Consider the following 16,572-nt stretch of genomic DNA (forward strand, 5'->3'; position numbering starts at 1 on the left):
GCCCGGCTGTCAACAGCCTCTCCCGCTCTCTGGCGTGTCGCGTTGTTCGGCGTGTCATGTCCCGTACCCGATCGAGTTACAGCGTGTTCAACAAGGCGATCGCGGCGTCACGGTGATCGATGGCCAGCAGGCCGGCCGCGGCGAGCACGTACCGCTCGTCGACCACCGTACGGGCGCCGGCCGGGGCCGCCCACCCGCCCGCCGTGTCGGCCAGGACCGCTTGCAGCACATATCGTCCGCCACCGTGCCGCAACACCCCGCCCGAGCCGACCACCAGGCGGACCTCCCGCAGGTCGCGGCCTCCGGTGCGTGGCCGGCCCGGTCCCGGAGAGTGACCGCGGGCGTGCCGCCGCAGGGCCACGATCGCGGCCGCGGCGGCCAGAGATCGATCACTCTCCGGCGTCGGCGATCGTCCGGTTTCCGGAAGTGCCAATTTCTCGGCTGTGGCAGCCGCCACAGTTCCGGGGGCACCGACTGCAACACCGAGGTCACCCTCGACGGTCCGGGCACGCCACAGCGTGCCGGCCACGTCACGGCGCGGCCCCTCGGTCAGCTCGGCGTCGGGCACCAGCGCCGAGTACACGTCGGTGGTGGCGCCGCCGACGTCGACCACGAGCACGCCGGTGCCGGTCAGGTCGGCGAGCAGCTCCACCCCCGCGAGCACGGCGTCGGGCGTGGCGGCCCGCACCAGCGACGCGAACCGCCCGCCCTTCGAGAGCCGCTTCCCGCCGATCACGTGACGCAGGAAGACGTCGCGGATCGCCGCGCGCGCCGGCCCCGGATCGAGCACGCCGATGCGAGGGAGCACGTTGGAGGTGACGGTGACCGAAATATCCCGTTCGGCGAGCAGCCCCGCGGCGGTATCCGAAATATCGGAATTGCCGGCGACCACGACCGGCACCCGCATCCGCGACGTCGCCAGCCGCCGGGCGTTGTGGAGCAGCACCGACGAGTCACCCCCATCGGTCCCACCGACCAGCAGGATCACGTCTGGGCGGGACGCACGCAGGGCGGTCACGGCACGCCCGTCGAGGGGTCCGGAGGCCACGTGTACGACCTGAGCACCCGCCGACAGGCCCACCCGGTGCCCCGCCTCGGCGGTCACCAGAGCCTCGTAGCCCACCACCGCCAGCCGCAGGCCCCCGCCGGCCGAGCTGCAGACGTACAGATGATCGGTTTTGGAATGACCAACGGCCGCGACCGCGGCATCGAGGCCGACAAGCACGTCGCTCGCGGCGGTCGTCGGCACCTCGGCCCGGCCGGTCATCTCGCCGGTGCCCAGATCGATACGACAGGCTTTCGTGTACGTGGACCCGACGTCGACGCAGACGGCGGCCGTCATCCCTTGGGTGGCACGACGACCGTGCCGAGAGCGGTGACCGCGACGATCGGCTCCTCGAGCACGGCCGCCGTCGATCCCCCGGTCCCCCGGCACACGACCTTCGACTCGAACGCGATCTTGCGGGACCGGGTGCCCATCTTCACGACCGTGGCCGTGATCTCGAGGACGTCGCCGGCCTGCACCGGCGCCTTGAACTGGACGTCGTCGTAGGACGCGAACAGCCCCTCGTCCCCGTCGAGCTGGATGCACACCTCGGTGGCGACGTCGCCGAACAGGCCGAGCGAGTACGCGCCGTCGACGAGGTTCCCGGCATAGTGGGCGTGCGAGTAGGGCACGTAGCGGCGGTGCGTCACCGTGATCATTTGTCTCCCGAGGCGAGGGCGTGGACGAGGTAGGAGGCGACCTCGCGGGGCGTGGTGCCGCGGCCGAAGATCCGGTCGACGCCGAGCTCGCCGGCCATCAACTCGTCGAAGCGCGGCCCGCCCACGATCAGCAGCGGCCGCTTGCCCTCCGGCAGCGCCTCACGGAACGCCGCCGTCATCGCCCGGGTGTTCTGCAGGTGCGCGTCGCGCTGCGTGACCACCTGCGAGACGAGAACGGCGTCGGCCTTCTGCTCGCGGGCCGTCTCGACCAGGTCGGGCACCGACACCTGCGCGCCCATGTTGGTCACCGACAGCTCCCGGTAGTACTCGAGGCCCTTCTCACCGGCGATCCCCTTGAGGTTGAGGATCGCATCGATGCCCACCGTGTGCGCGTCGGTCCCGATGCAGGCCCCGACCACGTTGAGCCGCCTCCGCAGGCGCCGCTTGATGACCGCGTTGACCTCCTTGGCCGACAGCAGCGGAAAGTCCCGCTCGACGACCTGCACCTTCTCGGTGTCGACGAGGTGGCCCACCTTGCCGTAGACGACGAAGAACGTGTACGCGTCGCCCATCGGCTGGGCGTGCACGAGCATCGCCGGGTCCATGCCCATCTTCCCGGCAAGTTGCAGGGCGGCCCCCTCGGCCCGCTTGTCGTGCGGGATCGGCAGCGTGAACGACAGCTGCACCATCCCGTCCCCGGTGGTGTCCCCGTAGGGCCGGATGATCGTCATGCCTGCGCCTCCAGGGCCTCGGTCACCGGGTTGTAGTAGTCCTCGTCGTGCTTTGCGACGCCGTCGAGGCCCTTTCCGCGGTCGGCCGGGCGCTTCATGATGCCGAAGGTGCCGTCGGCGATCGCCTCGAGCAAGGTGTCGTCGACGATCTTCTCGAGGAGGTCGACGGCCTCGCCCAGCACCTGGTGGGCTCGCTGCTGGATGAAGCCGCCGGGCGCCGGCACGAAGTCCTCGTGGAGCCGGCCCGCGCCGTTCAGGACATAGCGCACGTTCTGCAGGGCGATGTCGCGGTCGGAGAGCCACGGCGTCACCACCGCCTCGGTCATCATGCCCACGAGGAGGATGCCCTGGCCGGTGAGCGCGCCGACCAGGTTGAAGAAGCCGTCGAGCAGGTTGCCGCGGAACACGTCGCCGGTCATGTGCTTGGTCGGCGGCATCCACTTCAACGGCGCGTCGGGGAACAGCTCGCGGGCCAGCAGCGCGTGTGCCAGCTCCAGGCGGAACGATTCCGGCAGATCCGGGTTTATCTCGAAAGCGTGACCCAGCCCCAGCTGCCAGTTCTCGAGGCCGGCCTCGTGCGCGAAGAACTCGTTGAGCAGCTGCGACACCGTCACCGTGTGCGCGGCCTCGACCGCGTCCGCCGTAGTCAGGTAGTTGTCCTCGCCGGTGTTGATGATGATGCCGGCGCGGGCGTGGACCTGGCGGCTGAAGCGCTGGTCGACGAAGGTGCGGATCGGGTTGATGTCGCGGAACAGGATCCCGTACATCGAGTCGTTGAGCATCATGTCGAGGCGTTCCAGGCCGGCCATCGCCGCCATCTCGGGCATGCACAGGCCCGACGCGTAGTTGGTGAGCCGCACGTACCGGCCAAGCTCCTTCGACGTCTCGTCGAGCGCCGCCCGCATCAGCCGGAAGTTCTCCTGCGTCGCGTAGGTGCCCGCGAAACCTTCGCGGGTCGCGCCCTCGGGCACGTAGTCGAGCAGCGACTGCCCGGTCGAGCGGATCACCGCGATCACGTCGGCGCCGGCCCGCGCGGCCGCCTGGGCCTGGGGGATGTCCTCGTAGATGTCGCCGGTCGCCACGATCAGGTAGATCCACGGGCGTTGCGGCGGATCCCCGTACCGCTTGATCAGCCGGTCCCGCTCGGCGCGGCGCCGATCAACCCGCCGCAGGCCGTCGCCGGTCGCCCTTCTCGCGGCCCGGCGCGCCGTCGTGACTTCCGCTTTCTTGTCCGGTACGGCGAATCGCACGGCCCCCGCGGCCGCTTTCTGCGCGAGGACCGTGATGTCGTCGACCCCGGTGGCCCGCATCGCGTGGAAGACGGGCACCGCGACGCCGTGGCCGAGCCCCACGTCGGCGCGCACCGCGTCGACGAGCCGGTTCACCCAGGGGATGCCGTCGGAGTCGGCGCCGTGGACGCCGGCCAGCCGCAGCACCGCCCGCTCCACCGACACCGTCGTGTGCGACCGGGCCAGGTCGACGACGGGCCGGCCCGCCTTCGCGGCGAGCCGCCGCGCCTTGCGGACGACCTGCGGGTCCAGATTCAATTTCCCGGCCACCCTGTACTCCTTGCTTCGTTCCCGGCCGGCGCCGTTGCCGGCCGGGAGATCACCCTTCGAAGATCGTTTCGCCGGCGACGACCGTGCGGCGGCAGACCGGCCGCGCCGGCGCGACGCCCTCGATGTCCGGCAGCACGTCGGGCAGGCCCTCGCGGATCCCGCCCGGCGTCTCCCACACCGCGAACGTCGCCTGCTTGCCGGGCGCGAGCACGCCCGCGTCGGCCACCCCGGCCGCCCGCCAGCCGCCCCGCGAGGACGCAGCGAACGCGGACCGCACGCTCATCCGGTGCACCGGGTTGCGCGGGGCCGCCGCCGCGACCACCACCGACCACGGGTCGAGCGCGGTCACCGGCGAGTCCGACCCGAAGGCGAGGGGCACCCCGGTGGCGTGCATCGTGCCGATCGGGTTGCTGGCCAGGGCCCGCGCCCGGCCGAGACGCTGCGCGTACATGCGGTCGGTGCCGCCCCACAGCGCGTCGAAGACCGGCTGCACGGACGCGGTCACCCCGAACTCCACCATCCGCGCGATCATCGGCTTGTCGATCAGCTCGACGTGCTCGACCCGGTGCCCGGCCGCCCGCACCTCGTCCACCCCGGCCTGCTTGGCGGCGAGGGCGAACCCGTCGAGGACCGCCTCGATCGCGGCGTCGCCGATCGCGTGGAAACCGCCCTGCACGCCCACCCGCATGCAGTCGAGGAGATGCTCGGCGGCCTGCTCGGCGGTCACGAACGCCTCGCCCAGGCCGTGGTCGCCGTCGTGGTACGCGTGCCGCAGCGACGCCGTGCGCGAGCCGAGCGCGCCGTCCGCGTACAGGTCGCCGGCCGCGCCGACCGCGCCCAGGTCACGCGCGCGCTCGGCCCCGCCCAGCTCACCCCAGTAGCCGTACACGAGCGGCAGAGCCTGCCCGGAGAGCGCGAGCACCGACAGCAGGTCCTGCTCGCTGGACGTGCCCGGGCCGCCGCACTCGTGCACCGCGGCGATCCCCATCGACGCCGCCCGGGTCAGGGCCGTGCGCTGCGCCGCCGTGCGCTGCGCCGGCGTCAGCGATCCGAGCGCCACCGCGCGTACGGCATGGTGGGCCTGCTCCCGCACCCAGCCGGATGCGTCGTACCCGGCCACGCCCTGCGCCGCGACCAGCAGCGACGTCGACGCCAAGGCCGAGTGCACCGAAGCCTGCGACAGATAGACGCGGCGGCCGCCGGCCGCCCGGTCGAGCTCCGGCGCGGCCGGAGGCGTCTGATCGTCCCAGGTCGACTCGTCCCAGCCGTGCCCGAGCACCACCCCGTCGGCCGGCCGGGTCTTCGCGAACTCCGCGACCCGGTGCAGGAGCTCGGCGGCCGAGCGCACGCCCGACAGGTCGAGGCCGTCGAAGGCCAGGCCGGTGTCGGTGGCGTGCAGGTGCGCGTCGACGAACGCGGGAGTGACCAGCAGACCGCCCAGGTCCACCCGCCGGTCGGCGGACGGAGCGTCGGCGGCGTCGCCCAGCCAGGCGATCATCCCGTCGCGGACCAGCATGGCGGTGGCCCGCGGGTCGGCGGCGGCGTAGAAGCGGCCGTGGGTGAAAAGAACCGAGGGGTGCTCTGTCATAGGCGTCAGTGTCCCGCGACCCGCGACTCGAACAGCCGCCGCACCGCCGGGACACGGCGGAGCAGGTCGACCGCGAACTCCGCGTGGCCGGGCAGGTAGCCGTTGCCGATCAGCATCGTCACGTCGGCGGCCAGGCCCTCGGCCCCGAGCGCGGCCGCCGGGAAGCTGGTCGCCATCGAGAAGAAGATCACCGTGCCGCCCGCGGCAGTGGCCAGGATCGCGCCGTGCTCGCAGCCCGGCACGTCCACGCAGACCACCGTGACCGTGGCCGGGGCGCCGAGGGCCTCGGTGACCGCCTGCGAGACGGCGACCGGGTCGCGGGCGTCGGCGACCGCCACGACATCGGCGAGACCAGCATTCCGGACAATCTCCGCCTCGCGGTCGCTGACCACCACCGCCGCCGTCCGGGCGCCCGCCTCGCGCGCCGCCGTGAGCGACAACGAGCCGCTCTTGCCGGCCCCGCCCAGCACCGCAACGGTCACCGGGGTCTCATATTCGCGGACGACGCGGTCGGTCAGCGCCGGAGCGCCGCACACGTCGTAGACGGCCAGCGCCAATTCCGGTTCGAGGTCATCGGGCAGCACCGCGGCCACCGAGCGGCCGAACAGGATCGCCGTTCCGCGGGCCGGGACCTGCTCGCTGCGGCCGTCCCAGCCGGTCAGGCCGTCGGTGATCCGCAACGGGGTCAGCGTCAGCGACACCAGGGTGGCCACCCGGTCGCCGGGCTTCAACCCCAGCGGCGACTCGGGGCCGGCCTCCTCGACCACGCCGATCAGCATGCCGCCCGAGCCGGTGACCGGATTGTGCATCTTGCCGCGGGTCGCGACGATCTCGAGCACCTCGGCCCGGACCGCGTCGCCGTCGCCTCCGTGCTTGGTGGCCAGCTGGCGGAAGCTCGCCGCGTCGAGATTGAGCCGCTCGACCGCGATGCGCACCTCGCCGGGCGCGATCTCGGGCCGCGCGTCGAGCCGCCACGCCGCCTGCGGCAGCACACCGGCCGGCTCGAGCACCCGCTCGATCCCCACAGAAGCAGACATCAACCCCACCCATCCCAGCAATAAACCCGTTGAACCGCCGTCATACCGTAAATCCTCCGGGCCAAAGGTTTCTAGACGAAAAGATATCCAGTACGTTGGTCGGAGTCCGCACCGCCGCCCCAGGGAGGCACCCCGATGACCGCAGCAACGGGTCAGCCCTACGACTACCAGCGCCGCACCCTGGCCGAGCCCGACTGGACGAGATTCCCCGGCTGGCGTGACGTCACCGCCGCGCAGTGGGAGTCGGCCCAGTGGCAGCGGGTCAACTGCGTCAAGAACATCAAGCAGCTGCGCGCGGTCATGGGCGACCTGCTCGACGAGCGCTTCTACGCCGACCTCGAGGCCGACCAGCAGCGGCACGCCACCATGTCGATGCTGGTCCCGCCGCAGATGGTCAACACCATGGTGCCCGGCCGGACGCCCGACACCGAGTCGTTCTACGCCGACCCGGTGCGCCGCTACATGATCCCGGTGGCCTCCGACCGCGACCCGGTCTGGCCGTCGCACCCGCACGCCACCCGCGACTCGCTGCACGAGCACGACATGTGGGTCGCCGAGGGCCTGACCCACCGGTACCCCACGAAGGTCCTGGCCGAGCTGCTCTCGACCTGCCCGCAGTACTGCGGCCACTGCACCCGCATGGATCTGGTCGGCAACTCGACGCCCACGGTCGACAAGCTGAAGCTGTCGCTCAAGCCGGTCGACCGGTACGACGCGCACCTGGCGTACTTGAAGGCCCACCCCGGCGTACGCGACGTGGTGGTCTCCGGCGGCGACGTGGCCAACGTGCCGTGGAAGCAGCTCGAGGCGTACCTGATGGGGATCTTGTCGGTGCCCACCGTGCGCGACATCCGCCTCGCCACCAAGGCCCTGATGGGCCTGCCCCAGCACTGGCTGCAGCCCGACGTCGTCGAGGGCATGCAGCGCGTCGCGATCACCGCGTCGCGGCGCGGGGTCAACCTGGCCGTGCACACCCACGTCAACCACGTGAACTCGCTGACCCCGCTGGTCGCGAAGGCCACCCAGACGCTGCTCGAGATCGGCGTGCGCGACGTGCGCAACCAGGGCGTGCTGATGCGCGGCGTCAACGCCACCACCGAAGACCTGCTCGACCTGTGCTTCGGGCTGCAGGGCGAGACCGGCATCCTGCCGTACTACTTCTACATGTGCGACATGATCCCCAACGCCGAGCACTGGCGGGTCCCGGTGTGGGTCGCCCAGCAGCTGCAGCACGACATGATGGGCTACCTGCCCGGCTACGCGACCCCGCGGATCGTCTGCGACGTGCCGTTCGTCGGCAAGCGGTGGGTGCACATGCTCAACGAGTACGACCGTGAGCACGGCATCTCGTACTGGACCAAGAACTACCGCACCTCGATCGAGCAGCACGACGACGAGGCGCTGTCCAAGCTGTACGCGTACTACGACCCGATCGACACCCTGCCCGAGTCCGGCCAGGACTGGTGGCGCAAGCAGATGGCCACCGACTGACGTTTCTCCTCTGGGGGTGTGACGGGCCCCGGGACTTCGCTGTCCCGGGGCCCGTCATCCCTTTTACCGTGCGGGTCTACTTGAACGCGTCCTTGGCGTCCTTGCCGGCGTCCTTGACGTGCTCGGCGGCCTTGCGAGCCTCCGCGGAGGCCTCCTGTGCCTCACCCTTGGCCACCAGGCTCTCGTTGTCGGTGGCCCGGCCGACGGCCTGCTTCGTCTTGCCGGCCAGCTCGTCGGCCTCGTTCTTGACCTTGTCGGTGAAGCTCATCGGTTCAACCCTCCTTGGTTGTCATCCAACAAGGGTTTGCCCCCGGCGCTCCGGTCTGAAACCGTGCGGTCCGGGACACATCGCCTGAAGCGTCCTAGGACACTGCGATATAGGATCTTCGCCGTGAATGATCACGCCGCACACGCCAACTCGTTCGGGCCCGCCGCCGAGATCTACGAGCGCGGCCGCCCCGGCTACCCCGACGCCGCCCTCGACTGGCTGCTGCCCGCCGGCCGCCCCCGCGTCCTCGACCTCGGCGCCGGAACCGGCAAGCTCACCCGCCAGATCGCCGACCGCGGCCTCGCGGTCACCGCCGTCGACCCGTCCGAGGGCATGCTCGGCCGGCTCGCCCTCACCGTCCCCGGCGTGCCGGCCCTGATCGGCTCGGCCGAGAGCATCCCGCTGCCCGCCTGCTCGGCCGACGCCGTGCTGGTCGCGCAGGCCTGGCACTGGGTCGATCCCGGGCGCGCGGTCCCCGAGGTCGCCCGGATCCTCTCCCCCGGCGGCCGGCTCGGCCTGATCTGGAACCTGCGCGACGAGTCGGTCCCCTGGGTCCACCGCCTCGGCGAGATCATCGGCAACCAGGAACGCGAGCGCCAGACCACCGTCGGCCCGCCCTTCGGCCCGGTCGAGCTCACCCATTTCCGCTGGTCGACGACGCTCGGCCCGGAGCGCCTCATCGACCTGGTCGCCTCCCGCAGCGCGATCATCCTGCTTCCGGCCGCCGAGCGGGCCGCCCTGCTCAGCGAGGTCCGTAAGCTCGTCGCCACCCACCCCGCCCTGGTGGGGCGCACCGAGTTCGAGATGCCCTACATCACCGAATGCGCCCGCGCCGACCTGCCGGCCTGACCGCACCGACGTGACATGTGCCTGCCGTTCGTGTCGTGCCGGTCCGCTATGGCCGGACGCCAGAGTCCGACTTCGCCGGCGCCGGTCGCTCCCGGCCGGGTCGCGGAGGTGATGCCGCCGCCGCCGGCGTCGAGACGTAGACGAAGGGGCCCCGGACGTTGCCGTTGAACCGTTCAGCGGCCTCCAACGCGACCTGCAGCCGCCGGCGGGGGCCCATCCGGGTCCGGGCGGTGGCGTACAGCGCGCCCAGCGCCAGTTCGTCCCCGGAGCCGACCGCGTCGTAGCCCTGGGTCGATTCTCCGATCTGGTAGTCGGAGTCCACGAAGAACAACCGGCCCGCGACGCCGACCAGGAACACTCCGCCCGACTCGCGATCGTTTTCCTTGCTGGCCCACCCGCCACCCTTGAGGCAGTCGCGCACACCGTCGACGAAGGTCGTAGCCATGAAGCGGTCCAGGTCGCTGGCGGGTGGTTCGGGCGGTGTCCAGGCCCAGCGGATGAGCTGGCCCATCCGGAAGCTGGTGGTGAACCCGAAGGCGTAGGTGCCGGTGGTGAAGACCTTGGTGTCCGCCCGGGAGTGGATGACATAACCGGAGACGCCGGCGGAGTCACCGCCGATGTGGACCAGTCCGTTGTGCGCGATCCCGACTATGGCGGTCATCCAGGTCTCCCTCGATCGAATCCGTCGTGGCGATCCGCGATGGCGGACGTTTCCGGCCGGTGCCTTCATCCAAGCGCCGCACCGGAGTCGGCGGTAGGCGCTCTCCCGTAACCGGTTCGTCCGGGAGCGGCTCGGGGCGAAAATGCCTCGGCAAGGTGGTGCCGCGGCCCTAGGATCGATCCCGCTCGACTTCGGGGGGTGTCGATGATCGCCGCGCGAATGCGATTGCTGCGGCTGCTGCCGCGCTCGGGCGGGGCCATGCTCGCGCTCCTGCAGAGCACCCGGGCGGTGGTGCCGGCGCTCATGGCGCTCGCGGTCGGGCGCCTGGTCACCGTCCTTTTCGAAGACCAGGGCGTGCGGGCGGCGGCCGTCGCCGCGGTTGCGGTCGCCGGGCTGTTCCTCGTCGACCAGGTCGCGTGGCTCGTCTTCCAGCCGCTGCGGACGCTGGTGGTGCGGCGCATCGACGGGGATCTGCGGGCGCGGATGCGGGCGATCGCCACCGGGCTGCCGCGGCTGGACATCCTGGAGAGCCAGGACTTCCAGGACCGGATCTCCCGCGCGGTCGACAAGGGCATGGGCATCGCGCAGGAACGGTCGGCCGGCAACGCGGCGGTCGGGCAGCTCGTGCTGGTGCTGCGGATGGTCAGCGCGGTGGCCGCGGCCGTCGTGGTCGCGACCTTCTCGGTGCCGCTCGCCCTGCTGCTGCTCGCGGCCGCCCTCGCCATGCGGGCGGTCGTGCGCCGGCAGTGGATGAAGATCATCGACAAGCTCGACGCCGAGACGGCCGGGCAGCGGTACGAGTACTACGTCTCCTCGCAGGCGGTGTACCACGCGGCCAAAGACGTGCGGCTGTTCGGGCTCAGCGACTGGTTCGCCGGGCGGTTCCGGGCCGCGGCCGTGCGCACGTACGGGCCGGTCTGGCGCGAGATGCTCGGCGTGCTGCGCCGGCAGTGGCCGATCGTGGGCGGGTCCCTGCTCGCGGGGGCGGTCGTGCTGGCGGCGCCCGCCTGGGCGGTGCTCGACGGGCGGCTCGAGCCGGGGCGGCTCATCACCTGTGTGCTCGCCGGGTTCGGGGTGCTGGCGATCAGCGGCATGGGCATGGAGGCCTACGACATCGAGTACGGGCTGCGGGGCATCGCCGACGCGGATGCGCTCGTCGACACGTACGAGAAAAAGCAGGCCCGGCCCACCACCGAGCCGCAGCCGTCGCCGCCGGAAGTCTGTTTCGACAACGTCGTCTTCAGCTATCCGGGCGCGCAGCGGCCGGTGCTGGACGGGCTGACGCTGACCCTCGCGGCCGGGCAGGTCGTGGCGATCGTCGGGGAGAACGGCGCCGGGAAGACGACCTTCGTGAAGCTGCTCGCCGGGCTGTACCGGCCCGACTCCGGGACGATCACGGTGGGCGGCGGCTCGGCGATCACGGCGCTCTTCCAGGATTTCGTGAAATATCCGGCGTCGCTGCGGGAGAACATCACCGCCGGGCTCGGCGGCGACGACGCGGCGGTGCTCGAGGCGCTGCAGCAAGCGGGCGCAGACGACCTGCCGGCCTCGCTCGACACGCTGCTGTGGCAGGAAGGGCCGGACGGGACGGATCTCTCCGGCGGGCAGTGGCAGCGGGTGGCGCTCGCCCGGGCGCTCTACGCCGTCGCGGCGGGACGGCGGCTGCTGGTGCTCGACGAGCCGACCGCCAACCTGGACGTGCGGGCCGAGGCGTCCTTCTACGACCAGGTCGTCGCCCAGGTGCGGGACACGACCACCATCCTCATCTCGCACCGGCTGTCCACCGTGCGCTCCGCGGACCGGATCATCGTGCTGCACGACGGCCGCGTCGCCGAGGACGGCACCCACGACGAGCTGATGGCGCTCGGCGGGCAATACGCGCGGTTCTTCACCACCCAGGCGCAGGCCTTCCGATGAACGACTGGGCGCGACTGCTCGGGCACGTCACCCGGCTCGCCTGGCACCGGGCCCGGCGGCCGTCGCTGATCCTCGCGGCGCTCACCGTGGGGCAGGCCGGCGTCATCGCGGCCATGGCGCTCAGCCAGCGCAAGCTGGTCGACGACAGCGCCGCGGGACTCACCGCGGGCGTCGTGCTTGCGGTCGTGATCGGTGCTTTCGCGTACGCGATCAGCGCCGCCACCGGCCGGGTCCGCACCAACCTGTGGATCTACATCGTCGCGCGCACCCGGGGCGGGCTGAGTGAGGAGATCCAGCGGCGCGTGTCGTCGATCCCCACGATCACCCACCTCGAGCACGCGCCGTACGTCGACCGGTGGAACCGCATCTTCGACAGCTCGCAGGCCCTCGCCGCGATGCCGTGGTCGACGCTCGACTCGGTGGTGTCCGGGCTCGGACTGGTGGTGACGGTCGCGCTGCTCGTCACGGTCAGCCCCTGGCTGTGCCTGCTGCTGGTGCTGGCGATCCCGCTCGTGCTCGCCAACCGCCGCGCCGACCGCCTGCTGCGCGACGCCCGGGACGCGGGGACGACCCTGCTCCTGCGCGAACAGCGGCTGCACGAGCTGTGCGTGTCCCCCGAGCCCGCCAAGGAGGTCATGCTGGCCGACGGCGGCGTCACGCTGAACCGCACGGCCCGGTCGTTCTGGGACCAGGCGGCCGCCATCGAGGGCGGCGCGCAGTGGCGCGGGGCGCTGTGGCGGTCGCTGGCGTGGGTGCTCTATGCGGCCGGCTTCGCGGTGGCGATGATGGTGGTCGCGGATCTGATCCACTCGGGGCTGGCGTCGGTCGGCACCGCGGTGCTGGTCGTCTCGCTCGTGACCCAGCTGCAGAGCCAGTTGCGCGACGTGCTGGAGAGCCTGCGGGTCGCGGCCGAGGCCGGGCACGCGGTGTCGCACTACTGGTGGCTGCGCCGGTACGAGGCCTCCTTCTCGGTCGCCTCGGGGACGCCGCCCGCCCGGCTCGCGTCGGGGATCACGCTGTCGGAGGTGTCCTTCCGGTACTCGGGGGCGTCGTCAGACGCGCTGCGGGATGTCTCGCTCTGTCTGCCGGCCGGCAGCACGGTGGCCGTCGTCGGCCCCAACGGCGCCGGCAAGACCACCCTGATCAAGCTGCTGACCGGCCTCTACGTGCCTACCGCCGGCGTGGTCACGGTCGACGGCGTGCCGCTCGGCTCGCTCTCCCCGGTGGGGTGGCGGTCGCGGCTGGCCGGCGTCTACCAGGACTTCGCCCGCTTGCGGCTGCGGGTCCGCGAGACCGTCGGGGTCGGGAACGTTCCGTTCATCCGTCATACGCCGTCGGTCGCCTCCGCGATGTCCCGAGCCGGCGCGCCCCCGCTGAACGGCCTGGAGGGCCAGCTGGGCGCCGCCTTCGGCGGGGTCGAGCCGTCGCTGGGCCAGTGGCAGCGGCTGGCCCTGGCCCGCTCGCTGATGCGCGAGGTGGCCGGCGACAGTCCCCCGTTGTGCGTGGTGCTGGACGAGCCTACGGCCGCGCTCGACCCGATGGCCGAGCACGAGCTGTTCCAGCATTTCATCGACCAGGTGCGCGCGGCCCGCATGCAGGGCGCGGTGACAGTGCTGGTGTCGCACCGCTTCACCACGGTCCGGATGGCCGACCACATCGTCGTGCTCGAGGACGGCGGGATCACCGAGCAGGGCACCCACGAGCAGCTGATGGCGGCCGGCGGGGGCTACGCCGAGCTGTACCGCTTGCAGGAGAGCGCCTACCGCTGAGGCTCCTCGACGTCGCGACGGCGCAGCAGGATGGTCAGGACCGCACGCGCGTCGCGACGCCGTTGCGGGGCCGGGGCGAACACCGCGGCCACGGCGGTGACGGCGATGGTGGCCATGTAGAGCAGAGTGCCGATGCCGGCGGCAAGGGCTCCGTCGTGGATCAGGGTGGACATCGGGGACTCCTATGATGGCGTCCTTCGGTTCTCGGGCGTCCGGGAGGTGTCCGCCGAGCGGATAGTGGCTACCATTTTCCGCGTGGGCAGCTCACCACCGGTGGTAAAGGGTCCGGTCCCGGTCCGGGTCCGGATGCCGCCCGGACGGGTGCGCGGTTGAGATGACCGGAATCCCCCCGACCGCTGCCGACCGGCTCGCCACCGCGCTGACGGAACTGCGGCGGGCGGCCGGCAACCTGTCGTTCAGCACGCTGGTCCGGCAGGCCGCCGCTCAGCGGCCCCCGCTGACGATCACTCCGCAGCGGTTGAGCGACTGGTTCGGCGGCAAAGCAGTGCCCGCCGATCCCGCCGCCGTCCGGTTCCTGGTCGAGCACCTCCAACCCCGTGCCTCCCGCAGCGGTTCCTACCAGCTGCGTCCGTTGTCCTGGTGGCTGAACCTTCGCCAAGAGGCGGTACGGCAGCGGCGCCGCGCCACCGATCCGTCGCCGTCACGGCGAAGACCCGACCGGCTTGGCCAGCCGATCGGCGACTGCGACCCCCTGGCGCTGGAGGTACACCGGGCAATCGATCTCCCCAGCCGGAGCGAAGCGGCGCCGGTGCTGCCCCCGTACATGACTAGGGCCCATGACAAGCGGCTGCGCGACGTCGTCGCCGCGGTCGCGGGCGGCGCGAGCCGGATGATGATGCTGGTCGGCGGGTCGTCGACGGGCAAGACCCGGGCCTGCTGGGAGGCGATCCGGCCGCTGGCCCCGCGGTGGTGGCTGTGGCATCCGATCGATCCGACCCGCCCCGCCGCCGCGGTGCAGGGCCTGGCCGAGGTGGGACCGTACACGGTGGTGTGGCTCAACGAGGCCCAGCATTACCTGCACCCGCCGGACGCCGCCGTCGGCGAGCGGATCGCCGCCGGGCTGCGCACGCTGCTGTCCGACCCGGCCCGGGGGCCCATCCTGGTCATCGGCACCATCTGGCCGCATTACTGGGCCGCCCTGACCGGGCCACCGGCGCCCGGCGGCCCGGACCCGCACGCCCAGGCCCGGGAACTGCTCAGCGGCACCGAAATCCCGGTCCCCGACGCGTTCACCGGGCCCGACCTGCAGGCGCTGCGCGCCGCCGCCAGCAGCGACGCGCGACTGCGCCACGCTACCCGTCACGCCGAGGCCGGGCGGATCACACAACAGCTGGCCGGCGTGCCCGGGCTCCTGCGGCGCTACCTCAACGGCGCCACCGTCGCCCGAGCCGTGATCCACGCTGCCATGGATGTTCGACGCCTCGGCCATCCCCTGCCCATTCCCTGGGCATTCCTGCGCCGAGCCGTACCCGGCTACCTCGACGACGCGACCTGGAGCACCATCGGGAAGACTTGGCCGTGCGCGCTGGACGACGCCCTCGCCGACCTCGGCACACCCGTGCACGGCATCCTCGGCCCGGTCACCCCCATCCACCCCCGCCCTGACGACCAGCCCAGCCCACACCCCCATTTCCGGCTGGCTGACTACCTCGAACAGACCGGTCGCACCGAACGCGCTGACGTCTTCCCACCCGCGGGTTTCTGGAACGCTGCGGCCGCCGTCGTCACCGATCCGGCCGTCCTGAGCACCCTCGGCACCGAGGCCCACCGGCGGGGCCGCTACCGCCGCGCCGCCCAGTTCTACCGGCAGGCCGCCGACCGTGGCGACACCGACGCGCTCTGGGATCTGGCCGAATTGCGAGAGCGCGCCGGCGACCTTTCCGGCGCCGCGGATGCCTACCGGCAAGCCGCGGACCGGGGTGACGAAGCCGCGTTCACGAACTTGGCGCGACTTCGAGGAGCGGCCGCCGATCCCGGTCACATCGAAGCGCTCCGCGATCTGGCCCGGCGGAAAGCGCAGGCCGGTGACCTGACCGGTGCGGAGACCTTGTACCGGCAGGCCGCCGACCACGGCGACCTGGACGCGCTCCCGGCCCTGGCTCAGATGCGGTTCATGCTCGACGACGAGGCCGGTGCCAGAGTTCTGCTCGATGAGGCAATGCGCACTGTTGGAGCGGCAATCCGGTCCCTCACCAAACGAGGTAACCAGCAAGTATTCAAGCTCGGGTACCAAGAGGACCGTAACGACACCGGCGCGCTCATGACCCAGGCCGAAGAGCGGGAGGAGGCCGGTGACCTATCCGGCGCCGAAGCTCGGTACCGGCAGGCCCTCAACCGTGGCCATATCGACGCGGTGGGATACCTGGTCACGTTACGGCAGAAGGCCGGCGACGCTACCGGCGCTGAGCAGATCAGGAAGTTCGGGCTTGCCGATGACGGATCGCCCGCAACATCGCTCGAAGGTTGGTCGGCCACACGCTCTCAAGCATCCTAGGAATCTAGGTCACTGCTGATGGCGACGGGTGACTCCAGGCGCGGCGGGCGGTTCTCGTACGGCGTGGACAGCACCACCGTGGTGCGGGTCGTGACGTTGGCGGCCGTGCGGATCTCCTGCAGGAGGCGCTCGAGGTCGGCCGGGCCGGCCACCCGCACGAGGAGCATGTAGAAGTCCTCCCCCGCCACCGAGTAGCAGGAGTCGATCTCGGACAGGTGGGCGAGCCGCTCGGGCGCGTCGTCGGGCTGGGACGGGTCGAACGGGCGGATCGCCACGAACGCGGTCAACGGCAGCTCGAGCGCCTCGTAGGAGACGCGGGCGGTGTAGCCGGCGATCACCCCGCGCTGCTCGAGCCGGCGGACCCGCTGGTGGACGGCGGACACGCTCAGGCCCACCCGCTCGGCCAGGTCGGTGTACGACAGGCGCCCGTCCACGGTGAGGGCGCCCACGATCGCCCGATCGATCTCTTCCACGGCGGAAACA

The 16,572-nt window shown here is 71.7% G+C and carries 15 protein-coding genes; 5 read left to right on the forward strand and 10 right to left on the reverse strand.

Annotation, left to right across the window (positions count from 1 at the left end; all coding sequences use genetic code 11):
- Window positions 1-76 precede the first annotated feature (76 nt).
- Genes ACIA5D_RS19070 through ACIA5D_RS19095 form a run of 6 tightly spaced genes read right to left on the reverse strand, consistent with a single transcriptional unit; the run spans window position 77 to window position 6,619 of the window.
- Complete coding sequence (locus tag ACIA5D_RS19070) at window positions 77-1,342, reverse strand: glutamate mutase L (protein WP_396031282.1); 1,266 nt, start codon at window positions 1,340-1,342, stop codon at window positions 77-79.
- Window positions 1,339-1,704 (reverse strand): hotdog domain-containing protein, encoded by a 366-nt coding sequence (locus ACIA5D_RS19075; RefSeq protein WP_396031283.1) that lies wholly within the window; start codon window positions 1,702-1,704, stop codon window positions 1,339-1,341. The genes ACIA5D_RS19070 and ACIA5D_RS19075 overlap by 4 nt, the downstream gene beginning before the upstream one ends.
- Window positions 1,701-2,435: an OAM dimerization domain-containing protein gene (locus ACIA5D_RS19080; RefSeq protein ID WP_396031284.1), complete on the reverse strand. Its 735-nt coding sequence runs from the start codon at window positions 2,433-2,435 to the stop codon at window positions 1,701-1,703. Before ACIA5D_RS19080 ends, ACIA5D_RS19075 begins: the two co-directional genes overlap by 4 nt.
- Entirely contained in the window at window positions 2,432-3,994 is a 1,563-nt protein-coding gene (locus tag ACIA5D_RS19085; protein ID WP_396031286.1) for a lysine 5,6-aminomutase subunit alpha, read from the reverse strand. Before ACIA5D_RS19085 ends, ACIA5D_RS19080 begins: the two co-directional genes overlap by 4 nt.
- Before the next feature lie 49 nt (window positions 3,995-4,043).
- The gene (locus tag ACIA5D_RS19090) at window positions 4,044-5,582 is read right to left on the reverse strand and encodes an amidohydrolase (protein WP_396031288.1); all 1,539 of its coding nucleotides are present in this window, start codon (window positions 5,580-5,582) and stop codon (window positions 4,044-4,046) included.
- A 5-nt stretch (window positions 5,583-5,587) separates the two neighbouring features.
- Window positions 5,588-6,619, reverse strand: coding sequence for an L-erythro-3,5-diaminohexanoate dehydrogenase (locus tag ACIA5D_RS19095; protein ID WP_396031289.1), 1,032 nt, complete (start codon window positions 6,617-6,619; stop codon window positions 5,588-5,590).
- Between the two features lie 135 nt (window positions 6,620-6,754).
- On the opposite strand from ACIA5D_RS19095, the gene ACIA5D_RS19100 reads away from it, so the two are divergent.
- Window positions 6,755-8,110 (forward strand): KamA family radical SAM protein, encoded by a 1,356-nt coding sequence (locus ACIA5D_RS19100; protein WP_396031290.1) that lies wholly within the window; start codon window positions 6,755-6,757, stop codon window positions 8,108-8,110.
- Between the two features lie 76 nt (window positions 8,111-8,186).
- On the opposite strand, the gene ACIA5D_RS19105 is transcribed toward ACIA5D_RS19100, so the two are convergent.
- Window positions 8,187-8,378: a CsbD family protein gene (locus tag ACIA5D_RS19105; protein ID WP_396031291.1), complete on the reverse strand. Its 192-nt coding sequence runs from the start codon at window positions 8,376-8,378 to the stop codon at window positions 8,187-8,189.
- A gap of 123 nt (window positions 8,379-8,501) precedes the next feature.
- Here ACIA5D_RS19105 and ACIA5D_RS19110 point away from each other — a divergent pair, with 123 nt between their 5' ends.
- Window positions 8,502-9,227 (forward strand): class I SAM-dependent methyltransferase, encoded by a 726-nt coding sequence (locus tag ACIA5D_RS19110; RefSeq protein ID WP_396031292.1) that lies wholly within the window; start codon window positions 8,502-8,504, stop codon window positions 9,225-9,227.
- 46 nt (window positions 9,228-9,273) lie between these two features.
- Here the strand turns inward: ACIA5D_RS19110 and ACIA5D_RS19115 are convergent, their stop codons facing one another.
- On the reverse strand, window positions 9,274-9,888 hold the full coding sequence (locus tag ACIA5D_RS19115; protein WP_396031294.1) for a hypothetical protein: 615 nt from the start codon (window positions 9,886-9,888) through the stop codon (window positions 9,274-9,276).
- Between the two features lie 204 nt (window positions 9,889-10,092).
- On the opposite strand from ACIA5D_RS19115, the gene ACIA5D_RS19120 reads away from it, so the two are divergent.
- Entirely contained in the window at window positions 10,093-11,805 is a 1,713-nt protein-coding gene (locus ACIA5D_RS19120) for an ABC transporter ATP-binding protein (RefSeq protein ID WP_396031295.1), read from the forward strand.
- Complete coding sequence (locus ACIA5D_RS19125) at window positions 11,802-13,574, forward strand: ATP-binding cassette domain-containing protein (protein WP_396031296.1); 1,773 nt, start codon at window positions 11,802-11,804, stop codon at window positions 13,572-13,574. Before ACIA5D_RS19120 ends, ACIA5D_RS19125 begins: the two co-directional genes overlap by 4 nt.
- On the opposite strand, the gene ACIA5D_RS19130 is transcribed toward ACIA5D_RS19125, so the two are convergent.
- Window positions 13,565-13,747: a hypothetical protein gene (locus tag ACIA5D_RS19130; RefSeq protein WP_396031297.1), complete on the reverse strand. Its 183-nt coding sequence runs from the start codon at window positions 13,745-13,747 to the stop codon at window positions 13,565-13,567. The two genes, ACIA5D_RS19125 and ACIA5D_RS19130, sit on opposite strands and share 10 nt — an antisense overlap.
- A 161-nt stretch (window positions 13,748-13,908) precedes the next feature.
- Here ACIA5D_RS19130 and ACIA5D_RS19135 point away from each other — a divergent pair, with 161 nt between their 5' ends.
- Window positions 13,909-16,089, forward strand: coding sequence for a hypothetical protein (locus ACIA5D_RS19135; RefSeq protein ID WP_396031298.1), 2,181 nt, complete (start codon window positions 13,909-13,911; stop codon window positions 16,087-16,089).
- Here the strand turns inward: ACIA5D_RS19135 and ACIA5D_RS19140 are convergent.
- Entirely contained in the window at window positions 16,086-16,562 is a 477-nt protein-coding gene (locus ACIA5D_RS19140; protein ID WP_396031299.1) for an Lrp/AsnC family transcriptional regulator, read from the reverse strand. The genes ACIA5D_RS19135 and ACIA5D_RS19140 overlap by 4 nt on opposite strands.
- Between the last annotated feature and the right edge of the window lie 10 nt (window positions 16,563-16,572).

Source organism: Actinoplanes sp. NPDC051513, from assembly GCF_044454685.1.
Taxonomy (GTDB): domain Bacteria; phylum Actinomycetota; class Actinomycetes; order Mycobacteriales; family Micromonosporaceae; genus Actinoplanes.